The organism is Streptomyces sp. NPDC043908 (genome assembly GCF_056435525.1).
This window is the reverse complement of the sequence record NZ_JBWKEI010000009.1, coordinates 1-19637: the sequence shown is the minus strand read 5'-3', so window position 1 is coordinate 19637 and position 19637 is coordinate 1. Positions and strand designations below refer to the sequence as shown.

The 19637-nt window shown below is 74.6% G+C and carries 15 protein-coding genes; 4 read left to right on the top strand and 11 right to left on the bottom strand.

Annotated features, from left to right (window positions below; all coding sequences use genetic code 11):
• Positions 1-18: 18 nt before the first annotated feature.
• On the top strand, positions 19-393 hold the full coding sequence (locus AC069K_RS20385) for a VOC family protein (RefSeq protein WP_365113705.1): 375 nt from the start codon (positions 19-21) through the stop codon (positions 391-393).
• A 281-nt stretch (positions 394-674) separates the two neighbouring features.
• On the opposite strand, the gene pdxH is transcribed toward AC069K_RS20385, so the two are convergent.
• Positions 675-1325, bottom strand: a complete 651-nt coding sequence (pdxH, locus tag AC069K_RS20380; RefSeq protein ID WP_478618174.1) for a pyridoxamine 5'-phosphate oxidase — start codon at positions 1323-1325, stop codon at positions 675-677.
• 295 nt (positions 1326-1620) lie between these two features.
• Here pdxH and AC069K_RS20375 point away from each other — a divergent pair, with 295 nt between their 5' ends.
• Entirely contained in the window at positions 1621-2721 is a 1101-nt protein-coding gene (locus AC069K_RS20375) for a citrate synthase 2 (RefSeq protein WP_358833820.1), read from the top strand.
• A 170-nt stretch (positions 2722-2891) separates the two neighbouring features.
• Positions 2892-3152 (top strand): hypothetical protein, encoded by a 261-nt coding sequence (locus AC069K_RS20370; RefSeq protein WP_365113701.1) that lies wholly within the window; start codon positions 2892-2894, stop codon positions 3150-3152.
• 108 nt (positions 3153-3260) lie between these two features.
• Here the strand turns inward: AC069K_RS20370 and AC069K_RS20365 are convergent, their stop codons facing one another.
• From AC069K_RS20365 to AC069K_RS20320, 10 genes are all read right to left on the bottom strand, one after another.
• A complete protein-coding gene (locus AC069K_RS20365; RefSeq protein WP_365113699.1) occupies positions 3261-3851 on the bottom strand; it encodes a TetR/AcrR family transcriptional regulator in 591 nt (196 codons plus the stop codon).
• A complete protein-coding gene (locus tag AC069K_RS20360; RefSeq protein WP_478618169.1) occupies positions 3839-4573 on the bottom strand; it encodes an enoyl-CoA hydratase family protein in 735 nt (244 codons plus the stop codon). The genes AC069K_RS20365 and AC069K_RS20360 overlap by 13 nt, the downstream gene beginning before the upstream one ends.
• Positions 4570-6159 carry an AMP-binding protein gene (locus AC069K_RS20355; protein WP_478618166.1) on the bottom strand — a complete coding sequence of 530 codons (1590 nt, stop codon included), beginning with the start codon at positions 6157-6159 and terminating at the stop codon, positions 4570-4572. Before AC069K_RS20355 ends, AC069K_RS20360 begins: the two co-directional genes overlap by 4 nt.
• Positions 6160-6179: 20 nt before the next feature.
• Positions 6180-7331, bottom strand: a complete 1152-nt coding sequence (locus AC069K_RS20350) for an acyl-CoA dehydrogenase family protein (protein WP_365113693.1) — start codon at positions 7329-7331, stop codon at positions 6180-6182.
• Positions 7328-9238 (bottom strand): acetyl/propionyl/methylcrotonyl-CoA carboxylase subunit alpha, encoded by a 1911-nt coding sequence (locus AC069K_RS20345; RefSeq protein WP_478618163.1) that lies wholly within the window; start codon positions 9236-9238, stop codon positions 7328-7330. The genes AC069K_RS20350 and AC069K_RS20345 overlap by 4 nt, the downstream gene beginning before the upstream one ends.
• Before the next feature lie 7 nt (positions 9239-9245).
• Complete coding sequence (locus AC069K_RS20340) at positions 9246-10847, bottom strand: acyl-CoA carboxylase subunit beta (protein WP_478618160.1); 1602 nt, start codon at positions 10845-10847, stop codon at positions 9246-9248.
• Positions 10844-12526 carry an acyclic terpene utilization AtuA family protein gene (locus tag AC069K_RS20335; RefSeq protein ID WP_478618157.1) on the bottom strand — a complete coding sequence of 561 codons (1683 nt, stop codon included), beginning with the start codon at positions 12524-12526 and terminating at the stop codon, positions 10844-10846. The genes AC069K_RS20340 and AC069K_RS20335 overlap by 4 nt, the downstream gene beginning before the upstream one ends.
• Complete coding sequence (locus AC069K_RS20330; protein WP_478618154.1) at positions 12526-13320, bottom strand: TIGR03084 family metal-binding protein; 795 nt, start codon at positions 13318-13320, stop codon at positions 12526-12528. Before AC069K_RS20330 ends, AC069K_RS20335 begins: the two co-directional genes overlap by 1 nt.
• A gap of 727 nt (positions 13321-14047) precedes the next feature.
• Positions 14048-14998 (bottom strand): EamA family transporter, encoded by a 951-nt coding sequence (locus tag AC069K_RS20325; RefSeq protein ID WP_478618151.1) that lies wholly within the window; start codon positions 14996-14998, stop codon positions 14048-14050.
• 178 nt (positions 14999-15176) lie between these two features.
• Positions 15177-18032, bottom strand: coding sequence for an FAD-binding and (Fe-S)-binding domain-containing protein (locus AC069K_RS20320; RefSeq protein WP_478618148.1), 2856 nt, complete (start codon positions 18030-18032; stop codon positions 15177-15179).
• A 111-nt stretch (positions 18033-18143) separates the two neighbouring features.
• Here AC069K_RS20320 and serC point away from each other — a divergent pair, with 111 nt between their 5' ends.
• Positions 18144-19262 (top strand): phosphoserine transaminase, encoded by a 1119-nt coding sequence (gene serC / locus AC069K_RS20315; RefSeq protein ID WP_478618145.1) that lies wholly within the window; start codon positions 18144-18146, stop codon positions 19260-19262.
• Positions 19263-19637 lie beyond the last annotated feature (375 nt).

The following is a 19637-nucleotide window of genomic DNA, read 5'->3' as shown; positions in this document are numbered from 1 at the left end:
TCGAACATAGTGACGCTCATGAGCTCTCTTGTACGTCATACGACGTTCGACTGCACCGACGCCTACACCCTGGCCACCTTCTGGGCCGCGGTCCTCGACGGCAAGATCGGCGACGAGGACTTCCCCGGCGACCCGGAGGCCCTGGTGACCGCCGAGGGCGCCACGCTCCTGTTCGTGACGGTCACCGACGCCAAGACCGTGAAGAACCGCGTCCACTTCGACCTCCAGCCCCAGGACCGCACCCGCGACGAGGAGGTGGACCGGCTGCTCGCCCTCGGCGCCACCCTGGTCGGCGACCACCGCCGTCCCGACGGCTCGGGCTGGGTGACGCTCGCGGACGTGGAGGGCAACGAGTTCTGCGTCGAGCGGTCGGCCGGGGAACGGGCCGAATAATTCGGTTGTCGCGCCGCGCGCGGCTTCCTAATGTGTGGTGCACACGAGAAGGGAGGTGGTTCGGCAGATGTATGGATACCGGACGCGTGAGGTGACTGCGGGCTAGCGCCTGCCAGTCGCACACTTTGTGTGGTGCCGGCACGTCGCCGGCCGAAATTCCCAGCAGTCACCGACCCGCGGGCTCGCCGGTACGTCCGGCCGGCTCCTCTCCGGAGGAACCCGAGCCCGCGGGTTTCCGCGTGCCCGGGCCCGTGGACGCTCCGGGCCCCGCACGGACGGGGTTACGGGGCCAGGCGCTCCACCCGCCAGGTGTCCGGGGCCGCGGGCACGTAGCGCAGCCGGTCGTGCAGCCGGTTCTCGTGGCCCTGCCAGAACTCCACCGTCTCCGGCGCCACCCTGAACCCGCCCCACTCCGGCGGCAGCGGGACCTCGGTGCCCTCGGGGTAGCGGGCCGCCAGCTCCTCGTACCGCGTCGTCAGCTCCGCGCGGGAGGCGAGCGGGGCCGACTGGGGGCTCGCCCAGGCGCCGAGCTGCGAGCCGTGCGGACGGACCCGGAAGTACGCCTCGGTCTCCTCCCGCGCCACGCGCGCCGCCGTGCCCGTCACGATGACCTGGCGGGAGATCTGGTGCCAGGGGAAGAGCAGGGAGACGCGGGGGTTCGCGGCCAGTTTGCGGCCCTTGCGGGAGGCGTAGTTCGTGTAGAAGACGAAGCCGCCCTCGTCGTAGGCCTTCAGCAGGACCGTGCGCGTGGACGGCCCGCCGTCGGGCGTGGCGGTGGCGACGACCATGGCGTTCGGCTCGTGCAGCCCCCCGGCGACGGCCTCCTTGAACCAGCGGGCGAACTGGGCCATGGGGGTGGCGGCGAGGTCCGCCTCGTCCAGGAGCGTGGTGCGGTACTGGCGGCGCATGGCGGCCGGGTCGTGATCGGTCACGGCGTCATCCTGCCGCAGGGCGGCGCGGGCGCGCCCGGCCGCCCCCGCATGGCACGGCGTGTCAGTTTTCCCGGCACGGAGGGTCGCCAACCCTCCGCGTGGCAAATGGGGCAGTGTGCCGGATGTCACGCTTCCCCGCACCCGTCGGACCCGCCAAACTCTCCGCTGGGCCACTGTGGCCCCCCTACGACCCGGTGGGTGACTTTCCACCGCGCACGGGGCATCACGGGGGGAGGGGCGCCCCCCTGCCCGACCCATTCCCGCAGCTGTCGCACGCATCACGAGGAGCCGCCTGATGTCCGACTTCGTACCCGGACTTGAAGGAGTCGTCGCGTTCGAGACGGAGATCGCCGAACCCGACAAGGAAGGCGGTGCTCTGCGCTACCGGGGCGTCGACATCGAGGATCTCGTCGGCCACGTGTCGTTCGGGAACGTCTGGGGCCTGCTGGTCGACGGCGCCTTCAACCCTGGGCTTCCGCCCGCCGAGCCGTTCCCCATCCCCGTCCACTCCGGCGACATCCGCGTCGACGTGCAGTCGGCGCTGGCGATGCTCGCCCCGGTCTGGGGGCTGAAGCCGCTGCTCGACATCGACGAGCGCACCGCCCGCGACGACCTGGCGCGCGCCGCCGTCATGGCGCTCTCCTACGTCGCCCAGTCGGCGCGCGGCCAGGGGCTGCCGATGGTGCCGCAGAGCGAGATCGACAAGGCCGAGTCCGTGGTCGAGCGGTTCATGATCCGCTGGCGCGGCGAGCCGGACCCCAAGCACGTCAAGGCGGTCGACGCCTACTGGACCTCCGCCGCCGAGCACGGCATGAACGCCTCGACGTTCACCGCCCGTGTCATCGCCTCCACCGGCGCCGACGTCGCCGCCGCGCTCTCCGGCGCGGTGGGCGCGATGTCCGGCCCGCTGCACGGCGGCGCCCCCTCCCGCGTGCTCGGCATGATCGAGGAGATCGAGCGGACCGGCGACGCCACGGCGTACGTGAAGAAGGCCCTGGACAAGGGCGAGCGCCTGATGGGCTTCGGCCACCGCGTCTACCGCGCAGAGGACCCCCGCGCGCGCGTGCTGCGCCGTACCGCCAAGGAGCTGGGCGCGCCCCGCTTCGAGGTCGCCGAGGCGCTGGAGAAGGCCGCGCTCGAAGAGCTGCACGCCCGCCGCCCCGACCGGGTGCTCGCCACGAACGTGGAGTTCTGGGCGGCGATCATGCTGGACTTCGCGGAGGTCCCGGCGCACATGTTCACGTCGATGTTCACCTGCGCCCGTACGGCGGGCTGGTCGGCCCACATCCTGGAGCAGAAGCGGACGGGCCGCCTGGTACGCCCGTCGGCCCGCTACATCGGCCCGGGCCCGCGCGACCCGCGCGAGGTGGAGGGGTACGGGGACATCCGGGCCTGAGCCCGCTCCCGCGGCTGTACGTGCGGCGCCGCCCCCGGTCCGGGGGCGGCGCCGCACGCGCATCCGCCCCCGCCCGGCCCCCCTTGATCATTTAGGTGGCCGGATTGGATAGGGTTTCGGTACCAGTCCACCCCACAACGGGCTTTTCGGGCCCGGGATTTGGAGTACCCATGCGTCGTACCGTGACCGCTGTCCTCTCCGCCGCGCTGCTCGCCGGCGGTCTGGCCGTGACCGCCGCGCCCTCCGCGCAGGCCGCCGAATTCATCTGCAAGCCGGCCGAGCTGCGCCAGGAGGCCGCCAAGCTCGACCGCAAGGCCGAGGAGCTGAAGCACCTGGGCGAGCGCACCGCCGCCGCCAGGGCGCACCAGAAGGCCGACGCCCTGCGCAAGAAGGCCAAGATGTGCGAGGACGCGGACAGCCGCGCCTCCTAGTCGACAGGCCGGGCCGGGGCGGAGGACCGCCCCGGCCCGGACCGCTTCCTGGGCGCGCCCGGGCCCGTCGTCCCGTCCGCGGGCCCGGTGACCGGCCGGGCCGCGGGTTCACCCCAGCGCCCGGTCCACCAGCTCCGCCCACTGCGCCACGACCCGCTCCCGCCGCGCCCCGTCATCGGTGAGGAGGTTGGCGAGGCCCAGGCCCCGGGCCATGTCGAGCAGCCCCTGGACCGTCTCGCGCACCCCGGGCACCGACTCGTCCGCGCCGAGCAGCGCCACCGCGATGCGGTGCGACTCCCGGCCCACCCGGGCCTCCAGCTCCCGTACCCGCGCGTGCAGTTGGGGTTCGTTGGCGGCCGCCACCCACAGATGCAGCGCCGCCCGGAACAGCGGGCCGGTGTACAGGTCGACCAGGCCCGCGACCACGGTGCGGCGGTCGGTGGGGCCCAGGGCCCGCAGCGCCGAGGAGCGCTCCTCGGCGACGTACTCGACGGCCGCCGTGAACAGGTCCTCGCGCGTGGGGAAGTGGTGCTGCGCCGCGCCGCGCGAGACGCCGGCCCGTTCCGCCACGACCGACACCGTCGAGCCCGTCCAGCCGTGTTCGGCCAGGCAGGCGACCGCCGCCTCCAGCAGGCGCTGCCGGGTCGCCCGGCTGCGGTCCTGCTTGGGGCTCTTGGCGGCGGACGTCACCACACCCATACGGGATCCCGTCGTTCCAGGAACGCGGTGACGCCCTCCCGCGCCTCGTCCGAGGCGAACAGGGCCGCCGATCGCGCGCTCAGCTCTTGCGTCCAGCGGTCGAAGGTCTCCACCACGGTAGCCGTGACCAGCGCCTTCGACGCCGCCAGGCCCTGCGGGGAGGCCCGGCGCAGCCCGTCGAGGACGGGTGCGAGCGCCGCGTCCACGTCCTCGGCCGCCTCCGTGAGCAGCCCGGCCCGTACCGCCTCGGCCGCCCCGAACCGCTCCCCCGTGAGGTAGTAGCGCCCGGCGGCGCGCGGGTCCATGCGGGGCAGCAGCGGCATGGAGATCACGGCGGGGGCGAGCCCGAGCCGCGACTCGGTGAAGGCGTACGAGGAGTCCGGGCCTCCCATCGCGATGTCGCAGGCCCCGAGCAGCCCGAGCCCGCCGGCCCGGACGTGTCCGGTCACCCGCGCCACGACCGGCTTGGGCAGCTCGACCAGCGCCCGCAGCAGCGCCACGAGGCCGGCGGGGTCGGGCGGGGCCTTCAGGTCGGCGCCCGCGCAGAAGGCGGTGCCCGTGTGGGTGAGCAGGACGGCCCGGACGCCCGGGTCCCGGCCGCAGTCCTCCAGCGCGGCGGCGAGCTCGCCGACGAGTCCCGCCGACAGGGCGTTGCGGTTGGCGGGCGAGTCGAGGGTGAGGGTCTCGACGCCCCGCTCCCGCGCCCGCTGTACGTAGGTCATGCGCTGCCCTTTCGCCGTTCCCTCAGTTCGCGTCGCAGGATCTTGCCGGTGGCCGCGCGCGGCACCGCGCCGACGAACTCCACCCGGCGGACCTTCTTGTACGGGGCGACGCGCCCGGCCACGTACGCCATGACGTCCTCGGCGGTGAGCTTCGGCGCGCCCGGTGCCCGTACGACGCAGGCGCACGGGACCTCGGTGCCGTCCTCGTCGTACACCCCGACGACCGCCGCGTCCGCGACGGCGGGGTGGGTGAGCAGCAGCGCCTCCAGTTCGGCCGGGGCCACCTGGTAGCCCTTGTACTTGATGAGCTCCTTGACGCGGTCGACGACGAAGAGCCAGCCGTCGCCGTCGACGCGGCCGACGTCGCCGGTGTGCACCCAGCCGTCCGCGTCGATCATCTCGGCGGTGGCGTCGGGCCGTCCGAGGTAGCCCTTCATGACCTGCGGGCCCCGGATGGCGATCTCGCCCCGTTCGCCCGGCGCCGCGTCGCGGCCGGGGTCGTCCAGGGACAGCAGCCGCATCTCGGTGCCGGGCAGCAGCTTGCCGACCGTGCCGGGCGGCGGGTCCTGCGCCGCCAGGGGGACGGCGTGGGTGCCGGGCGAGAGCTCGGTCATCCCGTACGCCTGCCGCACCGGCGGGAGCCCCAGCCGGGCCGAGCAGGCGGCGGCGAGCCGGGCGTCCAGCGGGGCGGCGGCGCTGACGACGTACTCAAGGGAGGAGAGGTCGTACCGCGCGACCGCCGGGTGCTTGGCGAGGGCGAGCACGATCGGCGGGGCCACGTACAGGCCGGTGACGCGGTGGCGCTCGATGGCCGCGAGGAACTGGCCGAGGTCGAAGCGCGGCAGCACCACGACCGTGGCGCCGGACCGCAGCGGGGCGTTGAGCAGCGCGGTGAGGCCGTAGATGTGGAAGAACGGCAGCACGGCCAGGACGCGGTCGCCGCTCTTCATGGGGACGAGCGGGGCGAGCCGGGCGAGGTTGGTGGCGATGGAGCGGTGGGTGAGCATCACCCCCTTGGGGGCGCCGGTGGTGCCCGAGGAGTAGGGCAGGGCGGCGATGTCCTCGCCGGTGTCGAACTCCACGACGGGTTCGGGGGCGGTGGAGGCGAACATGTCCAGGACCGAGCGGTGGCCCTCGGCCCGGTCGCAGACGAAGATCTCCGCTATACCGCCGCTGAGTTCGGCCGCGCGGCGGGCCGTCTCCAGCAGGGGCGCGACGGTGACGACGAACCGCGCCGCGGAGTCCGCGATCTGCCGGGCGAACTCCTCGGCCGTGGCCTGCGGATGGACCGTGGTGACCGCGGCCCCGGCGCGCGTCGCCCCGTAGAACACGGCCGGAAACAGCACCGAGTTGGGGCTGTGCAGGGCGAGCACGTCACCCTTGCGCAGCCCGGCCTCGGCGAGGGCCGCGGCGAGACGGCGGTGCCGGGCGTCGAGCAGGTCGTACGAGACGGTGGCGGAGCCCGTCGGGTCCGTGCCGTCGACGAGGGCCGGGGCGGAGCCGTACCGGGCGGCGTGGCCGAGGACGGCCTCGTGGATGGGTGCGTCGACGGTTTCGACGGGCGGGTACTCGCTGGAGAAGACCATGGGGGCACGTCCTAGTACGGCTAGTACGACTTGGGAAGCCCCAGCGTCCGGTGCGAGACATAGTTGAGGATCATCTCCCGGCTGACCGGCGCTATCCGCGCCACACGCGCCGCCGTGACCAGCGCGGCGAGCCCGTACTCGCGGGTGAGGCCGTTGCCGCCGAGGGTGTGCACGGCCTGGTCGACGGCCCGGACGCAGGCCTCGGCCGCCGCGTACTTGGCCATGTTGGCGGCCTCGCCCGCGCCCGCGTCGTCGCCCGCGTCGTAGAGCGCGGCCGCCTTCTGCATCATCAGCCGGGCCAGCTCCAGCTCGATGTGCGCCTGGGCGAGCGGGTGGGCGATGGCCTGGTGGGCGCCGATGGGCGTCTTCCACACCTGCCGCTCGCGCGCGTACGCGACCGCCCGGCCCAGCGCGTAGCGGCCCATGCCGATCGCGAAGGCGGCCGTCATGATCCGTTCGGGGTTGAGCCCGGCGAAGAGCTGGAGCAGCCCGGCGTCCTGGTGGCCGATCAGCGCCCCGGCGGGCAGCCGCACCTCGTCGAGGACCAGCTCGAACTGCTTCTCCTGGGCGTGGAGTTCCATGTCGATCCGCGAGCGCTGGAAGCCCGGGGCGTCGCGCGGGACGATGAACAGGCACGGCTTGAGGCCTCCCGTCCGCGCGTCCTCGGTGCGGCCGACGATCAGGGTGGCGTCCGCGATGTCCACGCCGGAGACGAAGACCTTGCGGCCGGTGAGGATCCAGCCGCCGCTCTCCTCGTCGCGCCGGGCGGTGGTGGTGATGCGGTGCGCGTTGGATCCGGCGTCGGGTTCGGTGATGCCGAAGGCCATGGTCCGCGAGCCGTCCGCGAGCCCCGGCAGCCAGGCGCGCTTCTGCTCCTCGGTGCCGAAGCGGGCGATGACCGTGCCGCAGATCGCGGGCGAGACCACCATCATCAGCAGCGGGCACCCGGCGGCGCCCAGCTCCTCCAGGACGAGGGACAGCTCGGCCATGCCGCCGCCCCCGCCGCCGTACTCCTCGGGCAGGTTCACGCCCAGGTAGCCGAGCTTGGCGGCCTCGGCCCACAGCGCCTCGCGCTGGTGGTTCCGGCCGTGCCGCCGCCCCAGGGCCGCGACGGCGGCCCGCAGGTCCTTCAGTTCCGGGCTCTCCAGGGCACTGCTGGGTACGGGGCTCATGACGGCTGGTCCTCCTGTGCGACGGGGGCGTCCTGGACGACGGCGAGCAGGGCGCCGACCTCGACCTGGCGGCCGGGGGCGGCGTGGAGCGCGGTGAGCGTGCCGGTGGCGGGGGCGGTGATGGGGTGGGTCATCTTCATCGCCTCCAGCCAGATCAGCGGCTGCCCGGCGGTGACCTCGGCCCCTTCGGCGAGCCCGTCCGCGACCCGGACGACGACGCCCGGCATCGGCGCGAGCAGCGAGCCGGGGGCGGGCGGGCCGCCGGGGGCGGGGAAGCGGGGGTGCGCGGTCAGCGCGTACGAGCCGGTGGAAGTGTCGACGTACACCCGGTCGCCGTACCGGGCGACGCGGAAGTCCCGTGCCACCCCGTCCACTTCGAGCCGTACACGGCCGGGCGCGCAGGCCAGGACGCGTACGTCGGGGAAGTCCTCGGCCTCCGGGCCCCGGCGGGTGGGGCGGTAGCGGATCTCGTGGTCGCCGTACCGTTTGGTCTGCGGCTGGGACGGCAGGTTGCGCCAGCCCCCGCCGAAGCGGGAGGCGCGGCCCGCCGCGTCCGCCAGGGCGGCGGCGAGGGCCGCGTGCGCCTCGCCCGGGAGCGGTTCGGTGAGGGCGGCCAGATGCCGGTCGTAGAAGCCGGTGTCGAGGCGGCCGGAGGTGAAGTCCGGGTGGCGCAGGGAGCGGACGAGCAGGTCGCGGTTGGTGCCGGGCCCGTGCACCTCGGCCAGTTCGAGGGCGCGGGCCAGGGTACGGACGGCGGCGGCGCGGGTGGGGGCGTGGACGACGGCCTTGGCGAGCATGGCGTCGTAGTGGACGCCGATGGTGTCGCCGTCGCCGTAGCCCCGGTCCAGGCGGACCCCGGGCACGTCGAGCAGGTGCAGCACCCCGGTCTGCGGGGTCCAGCCGCCCGCCGGGTCCTCCGCGTACAGCCGCGCCTCGACGGCGTGCCCCGAGGGCTCGGGCGGTTCGGCGGGCAGGGCCGCGCCCTCGGCGACGTGGAGCTGGAGCGCGACCAGGTCGACGCCGAACACGGCCTCGGTGACGGGGTGTTCGACCTGGAGGCGGGTGTTCATCTCCAGGAAGTACGCCCGGCCTTCGGGGTCCACCAGGAACTCGACCGTGCCCGCCCCCCGGTAGGAGACGGCCCGGGCCGCGGCCACGGCCGCCGTGCGCAGCCGGGTGCGCACGGCCTCGGGCAGTCCGGGCGCCGGGGCCTCCTCGATGACCTTCTGGTGGCGGCGCTGGAGCGAGCAGTCGCGGGTGCCCAGCGCCCAGACCGTGCCGTGCGCGTCGGCCATGATCTGCACCTCGACGTGGCGCCCGCGCTCCACGTACGGCTCCGCGAACACCTCGCCGTCCCCGAACGCGGACCGCGCCTCGGCGGACGCGGCCGCCAACTCGGCGTCCAGGGCCGCGAGTTCCCGGACGATCCGCATCCCGCGTCCGCCGCCGCCCGCCGCCGCCTTGAGCAGGAGCGGCAGATCGGCGTCGGTGGCCTTCGCCGGGTCGACGGGGGCGAGCAGCGGCACCCCGGCCGCCGCCATCAGCTGCTTGGCGCGGGTCTTGGAGGCCATCGCCTCCACCGCCGCCGGGGGCGGGCCGATCCAGGTGAGCCCCGCGTCGAGGACGGCCTGCGCGAACCCGGCGCTCTCGGAGAGGAACCCGTATCCGGGATGCACGGCGTCCGCGCCGGCCGCGAGGGCGGCCTTCACGATCGCCTCGCCGCGCAGATACGTCTCGGCGGGCGCGGCCCCCGGCAGCCGCACGGCGGCGTCGGCCTCCTGGACGTACGGCAGCGACGCGTCCGGGTCGGAGTGCACGGCGACCGTGGAGATGCCCAGCTCACGGCAGGTGCGGAAGACCCGGGAGGCTATCTCGGCCCGGTTGGCGACAAGAACGGACTGGATCATCAGCGCCTCACATCCTGAAGATGCCGAAGCCGCCGCGCGCGCCTTCGACCGGGGCCGTGTGGACGGCGGACAGACAGATGCCGAGCACCGTGCGGGTGTCGCGGGGATCGATGACGCCGTCGTCGTAGAGCCGGCCGGACAGGAACACCGGCAGCGACTCGGCCTCGATCTGCCGCTCGACCATGGCGCGCAGCCCCGCGTCCGCCTCCTCGTCGTACGGCTGCCCCTTGGCCAGCGCGGAGGCGCGCGCCACGATCGACAGCACGCCCGCGAGCTGCTGCGGGCCCATGACGGCGGACTTGGCGCCGGGCCAGGCGAAGAGGAAGCGGGGGTCGTAGGCGCGCCCGCACATGCCGTAGTGCCCGGCACCGTAGGAGGCGCCCATGAGCACCGACAGATGCGGCACCTTCGAATTGCTGACCGCGTTGATCATCATCGCGCCGTGCTTGATGATCCCGCCCTGCTCGTACTCCCTGCCGACCATGTAGCCGGTGGTGTTGTGCAGGAACAGCAGCGGGATGTCGCGCTGGTTGGCGAGCTGGATGAACTGGGCCGCCTTCTGCGACTCGGCGGAGAACAGCACGCCCTGGGCGTTGGCGAGGATGCCGACGGGATAGCCGTGCAGCCGCGCCCAGCCGGTGACCAGGCTGGGCCCGTAGAGCGGCTTGAACTCGTCGAAGTCGGAGCCGTCGACGATCCGGGCGATGACCTCGCGCGGGTCGAAGGGGGTCTTCAGATCCCCCGGCACGATCCCCAGCAGCTCGTCCTCGTCGTACTTGGGCGGCTCGTACACCGGGTCCGGGTCGGGGTGCGCCTTGCGGTGGTTGAGGCGGGCGACGATCCGCCGGGCCTGGCGCAGGGCGTCGTGCTCGTCCACCGCGTAGTGGTCGGCGAGGCCGGAGGTGCGGGCGTGCATCTCGGCGCCGCCCAGCGACTCGTCGTCGCTCTCCTCGCCGGTGGCCATCTTCACCAGCGGCGGCCCGCCGAGGAAGACCTTCGACCGCTCCTTGATCATGACGGTGTGGTCGGACATCCCGGGGACGTACGCGCCACCGGCGGTCGAGTTGCCGAAGACCACCGCGATGGTGGGGATGCCTGCGGCGGAGAGCCGGGTGATGTCGCGGAAGAGCGCCCCGCCCGGGATGAAGATCTCCTTCTGGGAGGGCAGATCGGCGCCGCCGGACTCCACCAGGCTGATGCAGGGCAGCCGGTTGGCGTACGCGATCTCGTTGGCCCGCAGCGCCTTCTTCAGCGTCCACGGGTTGGAGGCGCCGCCGCGTACGGTCGGGTCGTTGGCGGTGATCAGGCACTCGACGCCCTCGACGACCCCGATCCCGGTGACCATCGAGGCGCCCACGGGATAGTCGCTCCCCCAGGCGGCCAGCGGCGACAGCTCCAGGAACGGGGTGTCCGGGTCGAGCAGCAGCTCGATCCGCTCACGGGCGAGCAGCTTGCCGCGCTGCCGGTGGCGTTCGGTGTACTTGGCGCCGCCGCCCGCGAGCGCCTTGGCGTGCTCGGCGTCGAGCTCGGCCAGCTTGGCGAGCATGGCCGCGCGGTGGGCGGTGTAGTCGGCCCCGGCGGTGTCGAGCGCGGTGGGCAGAACCGTCACAGCAGTACCTCCGGGATGTCCAGGTGGCGCGAGCGCAGCCATTCGCCGAGCGCCTTGGCCTGGGGATCGAAACGGGCCTGTGAGGCGACGCCCTCGCCGAGGAGGCCGTGGACGGTGAAGTTGAGGGCGCGCAGACGGGGAAAGACGTGCCGCTCGACCTCCAAACCCGCGCACTCGGGGAGCAGTCGGCGCAGCCGGTCCGTGGTGAGGGTGTGCGCCAGCCAGGCCCAGGCGTCGTCGGTGCGCACCCACACGCCGACGTTGGCGTCCCCGCCCTTGTCGCCGCTGCGGGCCCCGGCGACCAGGCCGAGGGGGGCGCGCCGGGTGGGGCCGGGGGGCGGGGGCGGCGGCAGCGGGGGCGCCTCGACGTCCTCCAGGGCGCGTGTCCGTACGGGCGGGGGCAGCGCCCGCCGCGATCCGTCGGGCAGCACGGCGATGTGCTCGACCTCGGCCGCCGGGAGGGAGTCCGCCTCGAACACCCCGTACGGCGTGCCCTTTCCGGGCGGGGCCGTGACGTGGAAGCCCGGGTAGCTGCCGAGGGCCAGCTCGACGGCGGCGCCGCTGACGGTCCGGCCCACCGCGTCCGGGTCGGGGTCGCGCACGACGAGCCGCAGGAGCGCGCTGGCGGTCTCCTCGGTGGACGCGTCGGGCCGGTCGGTGCGCGCCAGCTCCCACTCCACGTGCCGGGGGCGGGACGCGGCGCGGGCGAGGGCGTCCTCCACCTGGGCGCGGACGAGGGCGGCCTTGGCGTCGATGTCGAGGCCGGTGAGGACGAGGACGACCTCGTTGCGCCAGCCGCCGACGCGGGTGCGGCCGACCTTGAGCGTGGGCGGCGGCTCCTCGCCGCGCACCCCGCTGATCCGCACCCGGTCGGGCCCGTCCTGCGTGAGCGCCACGGTGTCGAGCCGGGCGGTGACGTCGGGTCCGGCGTACCGGGCGCCCCCGGTCTCGTACAGGAGCTGCGCGGTGACGGTCCCGAGGTCGACGACGCCGCCGGTGCCGGGGTGTTTGCCGATGACGCTGCTGCCGTCGGCGTGGATCTCGGCGAGCGGGAAGCCGGGGCGGTGTACGTCGTGGTCGCGGAAGAAGGCGTAGTTGCCGCCGGTCGCCTGGGTGCCGCACTCCAGGACGTGCCCGGCGACGACGGCTCCGGCGAGCGCGTCGTACTCCTCGGGCCCCCACCCGTGCCACCAGGCGGCGGGCCCGGTGACCAGGGCCGCGTCGGTGACCCGCCCGGTGACGACGACATCGGCCCCGGCGGCGAGGCAGGCGGCGATGCCGGCCCCGCCGAGGTAGGCGTTGGCGGTGAGGGCGCCGGGCGGCAGGGGCAGGGCGTCCCCCTCGACGTGGGCGATACGCGCGGGAACGCCGAGGCGGGCGGCCAGTTCCCGCAGGACCGTGGCCAGCCCGGCCGGGTTGAGCCCGCCCGCGTTGGCGACGATCCGCACCCCGCGCTCATGGGCGAGGGCGAGGCACTCTTCCAGCTGCCGGGGGAACGTCCTGGCGTAGCCGAGGCGGGCGTCCCTGAGCCGGTCGCGGCCGAGGATGAGCAGGGTGAGCTCGGCGAGGTAGTCCCCGGTGAGCACGTCGAGCGGGCCGCCGGTGAGCATCTCGCGCAGGGCGTCGAAGCGGTCGCCGTAGAAGCCGGAGGCGTTGCCGATCCGCAGGGGGCGGCGCATCAGGCCCCCTGGGGCGTACGTCCGGGTCCGGGCGGCCCGGCGAAGGCCTGGGCGATGTCGAGCCAGCGGTCGGCGTCGGGGCCCTCGGCGCGTACGGCCGTGTCGGCGCGGTGGACGCGCTGGGTGACGAGAAGGCAGAAGTCGAGGGCGGGGCCGGTGACGCGCTGGGGTGCGGTGTCCGGGCCGTACGTCCAGCGCGTCTCGCCGTCCGGGGCGAGGAGTTCGACCCGGAACTCCTCGTCCGGCGCGGCGAGCCCGCGCACCGCGAAGGCGAAGTCCCTCGCGCGCACCCCGATCCGGGCGACGTGGCGCAGCCGGCCGGTGGGCTCGCGGGTGCGGCCGAGGGCGTCCCACACGTCCTGCCCGTGCGCCCAGGTCTCCATCAGGCGGCCGGTGGCCATGGAGGCGGTGGACATGGGCGGGCCGTACCAGGGGAAACGGGCGCCCGGGGGCGCGCCGAGCAGCGCCTCGCGCAACCGGGCGCGCCCGTCCCGCCAGCGCCGCAGAAGCGCGTCGGGCGCCAGCCGCGCGCCCTCCTCGGCGCCCTCGTCCACGAAGGAGTCCGGGGCGGCGGCGGCCTTCTCGACCTCGGCGGCGAACGCGCCGGCGTCGGTGACGGCGAGCAGGGCGGCGCGGTCGGTCCAGGCGAGGTGGGCGATCTGGTGGGCCACGGTCCACCCCTCGGCGGCGGTACCCCGCCGCCACGCCCCGGGCCCCAACGCCCCCACGAGCCGGTCGAGTTCGTCCCCTTCGTCGCGCAGATCGTCGAGCACGGAGGTCGTTGGATCGGACACGGGGGGATCCCTTCGGGGTGGGATGCGGGGGGGGGTCGTGTGCGGGAGCATGGCAGTGGCGGGGGAAACAAGCAAGCGTGCTTGCATGGTTTTTTGCGGGGGGGGGGTTGCTTTCGGCCCGGCTGCTGTCTGCGGCTGAGTGGGGGTTGCTCGCGCAGTTCCCCGCGCCCCTGGGTAGTCCGTTGACTGCGGGCCGGTGGGGGCTTGTCGCGCAATTCCCCGCGCCCCTGGGTGGTCGATTGACTGCGGGCCGGTGGGGCTTCTCGCGCAATTCCCCGCGCCCCTGGGTGGTCGATTGACTGCGGGCCGGTGGGGCTTCTCGCGCAGTTCCCCGCGCCCCTTATCGGGCCGGGACTTCGTGTGCGGGTCGTCTTGGGTTGCTCGCGCAGTTCCCCGCGCCCCTGAAGAACTGGTGGCCGCTCCAAGTTCCCCGGCTGCGGCCGACCCCCCAAGGGGCGCGGGGAACTGCGCGGCCAACCCCCACTCAGCCGCAGACGAACGAAGGCCTTTAGGGGCGCGGGGAACTGCGCGACCAGCCCCCACCCGGCCGCAGACGAACGAAAGCCCTTAGGGGGCGCGGGGAACTGCGCGGCCAACCCCCACCCGGCCGCAGACGAACGAAAGCCCTTAGGGGGCGCGGGGAACTGCGCGAGGAACCCCCGTTGGGGCCGGGCGCGGTGGGTCGTCTGCGGCCCGTCGCAGGCGTACGGGCCCGGCCGGGGACGGGCTAGTGCCCGCGTCCCACCTGTGACCGCACCGCCCCCACACTCGCCCCGATCACCAGCGCGATCGCCAACGCGTCGGTGACCGACAGAGCCTGGTGCAGGACCAGGAATCCCGCCGTCGCCGCGATGGCCGGTTCCAGGCTCATCAGGATCGCGAACGTCGAGGCGGGCAGGCGGCGCAGGGCCAGGAGTTCCAGGGTGTACGGGAGGACCGAAGAGAGGATCGCCACCGCCGCGCCGAGCCCGATCGTCGACGGCACCAGCAGCTTCGCGCCCGACTGCACCGCCCCCAGCGGCAGCGACAGCACCGCCGCGACCGCCATCGCCAGCGCGAGGCCGTCCGCCTGCGGGAAGCGGCGGCCGGTCCGCGCGCTGAACAGGATGTACACCGCCCAGCACGCCCCCGCCCCCAGCGCGAAGGCCGCACCGGCGAGGTCCAGCGACCCGAACCCCTCGCCCCCGCCGCTGCCCAGCAGCGCCACCCCGGCGAGCGCGAGCCCGGCCCAGACGAAGTTGACCAGGCGGCGCGAGGCCAGGACGGAGAGGGCGAGGGGGCCGAGGACCTCCAGGGTCACGGCCGTGCCGAGCGGGATGCGGTCGACGGCCTGGTAGAAGAGGCCGTTCATCCCGGCCATCGCGGCGCCGAAGGCGACCACCGTGCCCCAGTCGGCGCGCCGGTAGCCGCGCAGCCCCGGGCGGCACAGGACCAGCAGGACCAGGGCCGCCGCCGCGAGCCGCAGGGTCACCACGCCCGCCGCGCCCGCCCTCGGCATCAGCATCACCGCGACCGCCGAGCCGAACTGCACCGATATGCCGGCCGAGACCACCAGCGCGACCGGTGCGAGCGCCGCCCCGCGCCCGCGTGCGGTCCGCAGCCCGCCCGCCGCCTCCGGCGTGGCGACGGCCGCCGCCGCGGTGGCGGTCGGCTCTGCGGCGGTGTGCGGACTGGTCACCGTGGCTCCCGTGCGATCGGTACGTTCATTTCATTGAACTGTGTAAGCAAATATATTGCACTCATCGCGGCGCACGGTCCAGGGGATATCCGCCGACGCCCGGGCGGACCCCAAAGCGGAGCACAGCCCTCCGTACCAATGTACGGGTTCATGTAAGTGGCGCTGCCGGGCTCCGTCCCTAACCGATCTCGTCCGGCAGATGTTCCGCCAGCACCTCCGCCAGATGCCGGGCCCGCCGCCCCGCCAGCTGCTCCAGTTGGGTACGGCAGGAGAAACCGTCCGCCAGGAGCTCCGTGCCGGGCCCCGCCGCCCGTACCGCCGGCAGCAGTGCGTCCTCCGCGCAGGCCACCGACACCTCCCAGTGGCCCCGTTCGAAGCCGAAGTTCCCGGCCAGACCGCAGCAGCCGCCGCTCAGGGCGCCGGTCAGCCCGGCCCGCTCCCGCAGCCGGCGCTCGGCCGCGTCCCCGAGGACCGCGTGCTGGTGGCAGTGCGTCTGCCCGGCCACCGGACGGCCCACGTACGGCGGCGACCAGTGCGGCGCGCACTCCTGGAGCGTCTGCGCGAACGTCCGCACCGAGGCCGCCAGCCGCGCCGCCCTCGGGTCGTCCGGCAGCAGCTCCGGCAGATCGGTCCGCAGCGCCGCCGCGCAGCTCGGCTCCAGGACGACGACCGGGAGACCGCGCTCCAGCAGCGGTTCCATCGCGTCGAGCGTGCGCCGCAGGACCGCGCGGGCGCGGGTGAGCTGGCCGGTCGAGACGTACGTCAGACCGCAGCACACCCGCCCGCGCGGCACCACCACCCCGACCCCGGCCGCCTCCAGGACCCGTACCGCCGCCCGGCCGACCCCCGGCGAGAGGTGATCGGTGAAGGTGTCCGGCCACAGGACCGCGCCGGCCCGGGCCGGGCCCTCCCCGCGCCGCCTCAGCCAGGCCCGCAGCGTCCGCGTCGCCAGCACCGGAAGGCTCCGCTCCGGGGCGATCCCCGCCAGCCGCTTCACCAGCGCGGCCAACGGACGCACCCGCGCCAGCGCGTTCAGGCCCCGCGCCCACGGCGCCGCCGGCCGCAGCCAGCGGGGCAGCCACCCCATGGCGTAGTGGGAGGCGGGGCGCAGGCGTCCCCGGTAGTGGTGGTGCAGGAACTCCGCCTTGTACGTCGCCATGTCCACCCCGGCCGGGCAGTCGCCGCGGCAGCCCTTGCAGGACAGGCACAGGTCGAGGGCGTCCCGCACCTCCGGCGAGCGCCAGCCGTCCGTGACGACCTCGCCCGCCAGCATCTCGTGCAGCAGCCGGGCCCGGCCCCGCGTGGAGTGCGCCTCCTCGCCGGTGGCCCGGAAGGACGGGCACATCACGCCCGGACCGGCTTCCGTGGTACGGCACTTGGCGACTCCCACGCACCGCCGCACCGCCGCCGAGAAGTCCCCGCCGTCGCGCGGATAGCCGAACTCCACGTCCACCGGCCGCCCGGGCAGCACCGCGAAGCGCAGGTTCTCGTCCAGCCGGGCCGGGCGCGCCAGGATGCCCGGGTTGAGCAGCCCCGACGGATCCCACACGTCCTTGAACTCCCCGAACAGGCCGACCAGTTCGGGCCCGTACATCTTCGGCAGCAGCTCCGCCCGCGCCTGCCCGTCGCCGTGCTCGCCGGAGAGCGAGCCGCCGTGCGCGGCCACCAGATCCGCCAGTTCCTCGGAGAACCGGCGGAAGCGCGCCACGCCCGCCGCGCTCAGCAGGTCGAAGTCGATCCGGACGTGGACGCAGCCGTCGCCGAAGTGCCCGTACGGCGTACCGCGCAGCCCGTGCTCCCGCAGCAGCGCCCGGAAGTCGCGCAGATAGGCCCCGAGGCGCGCGGGCGGCACCGCGCAGTCCTCCCAGCCGGGCCACGCCTCCGTGCTCCCTCCGGACGTACCGTCCGGCGGCGGTCCCGGGATGCGCGTCGCCGTCCCGGCCGCGTCCTCGCGCACCCGCCACAGCGCCCGCTGCCCGGCCGGGTCGGTGATCACGGCCGCGTCCAGCGGATCCGCCGCGCGCACCAGCTCGCGGGCCCGGGCCAGCGCCTCGGCCGGGGTGGCGCCGCCAGCCTCCACGAACAGCCAGGCCCCGCCGCGCGGCAGCCCGGGGGCGCCGCGCACCAGGTCGGCGGCCATGCCCTCGACGGTGAGCGGCCCGTACGGCAGCAGCGCGGGCGCCGCCTCGGCCGCCGCGCTCTCGTCCGGGTAGCCGAGCACGGCGAGCGCCCGCGCCCCGGGCACCGGCACCAGCCGTACGGTCGCCTCGGTCAGCACCCCGAGCGTGCCCTCGCTGCCGCAGAAGGCGCGTGCCAGGTCCGTGCCGCGCTCGGGCAGCAGCGCGTCCATGGCGTACCCGGAGATCCGGCGCGGCAGGTCCTGCGGGTAGCCCGTGCGCAGCGCGGCGAGGTTGCGCCCGACGAAGGCGCGCAGACCCGCCGGGGCGCCTTCCCAGCCCCGGCCGAGGTGGAGCGGGCCGCCCGAGCCGCTCACCGCCGTCAGTTCGTGGACGTTGTCGGCGGTCGTCCCGTACGCCACCGAGTGCGCCCCGCAGGCGTTGTTGCCGATCATCCCGCCCAGCGTGCAGCGGCTGTGCGTCGACGGGTCGGGCCCGAACGTCAGCCCGTGCGGCCGGACCGCCTCGCGCAGCACGTCGAGGACGAGGCCCGGCTGGACCACCGCCGTGCGCGCCCGCGCGTCCACCGCGAGCAGGGACCGCATGTGCCGGGTGAAGTCCAGGACGAGCCCGGTCCCGGTGGCCTGGCCCGCGATCGAGGTACCGCCGCCGCGCGGCACCACCGGCACCCCGTGCTCCCGGCAGACGGCGAGCGCCGCCGCCACGTCCTCGGCGTCCCGGGGCGCGAGGACCGCTCGCGGCACCCGCCGGAAGTTGGACGCGTCCATCGTCGTCAGCGCCCGCGCGGTGGCCGAGGAGTCGACCTCCCCGCGCACCGCGTCCCGCAGCTCCCGCTCCCACGCCCGCCAAGCCCCGGCCGTACGTGCCGTACCGCCTCCGTCACCCGTGTCGCCCATGGGGACCAGCCTGCCCGTCCGGCCCCCGCGGCGGGCGTGACGGCTGCCGGGCGCGTCTCGCGGGGTGGACCACGGCCGCGCGCCGCCCCCGCGTGCCGATACCCTGCGCTCGTGGCTGAGATCCAGATTCCCGCTGACATGAAGCCCGCCGACGGCCGTTTCGGCGCGGGCCCCTCCAAGGTGCGTACTCAGGCGCTGGACGCCCTGGCCGCCACCGGTACCTCGCTGCTCGGCACCTCCCACCGCCAGGCTCCGGTCAAGAACCTGGTCGGCGAGGTCCGCCAGGGCGTACGGGAGCTGTTCTCGCTGCCCGAGGGGTACGAGGTGATCCTGGGCAACGGCGGCTCGACCGCGTTCTGGGACGTCGCGACCCACGGGCTGATCGAGAACAGGTCGCAGCACCTGAACTTCGGCGAGTTCTCCTCCAAGTTCGCCAAGGCCGCCAAGCTCGCGCCGTGGCTCGCCGAGCCCAGCGTGATCGCCTCCGAGCCCGGCACCCACCCGGAGCCGGCCGCCGAGGCGGGCGTCGACGTCTACGCCCTCACCCACAACGAGACCTCCACCGGTGTCGCGGCCCCCGTCAAGCGGGTCGCGGGCGCCGACGAGGGCGCGCTCGTCCTGGTCGACGCGACCTCGGGCGCGGGCGGCCTGCCGGTCGACATCACCGAGAGCGACGTCTACTATTTCGCGCCGCAGAAGTCCTTCGCCTCCGACGGCGGCCTGTGGATCGCGGTCTTCTCCCCCGCCGCCCTGGAGCGCGCCGCGCGGATCCACGCGTCCGGCCGCCACGTCCCGGAGTTCTTCAGCCTGCCGACCGCGATCGACAACTCGCTGAAGAACCAGACGTACAACACCCCGGCCCTCTCCACGCTCTTCCTGCTCAACGAGCAGCTGAAGTGGATCAACGGCCAGGGCGGTCTGGAGTGGTCGACGGGCCGTACGGCCGCGTCCGCCAAGGCGCTGTACGGCTGGGCCGAGGAGTCCAAGCACGCCGCCCCGTTCGTCGCAGACCCGGCGAAGCGGTCGCAGGTCATCGGGACCATCGACTTCTCCGACGAGGTGGACGCGGCGGCCGTGGCGAAGGTGCTGCGGGCCAACGGGATCGTGGACACCGAGCCGTACCGCAAGCTGGGCCGCAACCAGCTGCGGATCGCGATGTTCCCGGCGATCGACCCGGCGGACGTCGAGGCCCTGACGGCATGCGTCGACTACGTGATCGAGCAGCTCTGAGATCCTGAGCCACGGAACGCCCGGGGTTCGCTTGCGGGCCGGGGGCGAGCCGGTGGTGGGCTGCTCGCGCATTTCCCCGCGCCCCTTATCGGCCCGGACTTCGACTCTCGGCCGGTGGTCAGCCGGTCGCGCAGTTCCCCGCGCCCCTTACCGGGCCGGGACTTCGTGTGCGGGTCGTCTTCGGTCGCTCGCGCAGTTCCCCGCGCCCCTTTTCGGCCCGGTGGGCATCTGCGGGTTTGTGGGTGGCTGAGCGCGCAGTTCCCCGCGCCCCTAACTGCCTAGGGGCGCGGGGAACTGCGCGAGCAACCCACCACCGGGCGGCCCACCAGACGAACACGCCCCCCACCGCCGAGGTGATCGCCCCGCAGGGGCGCA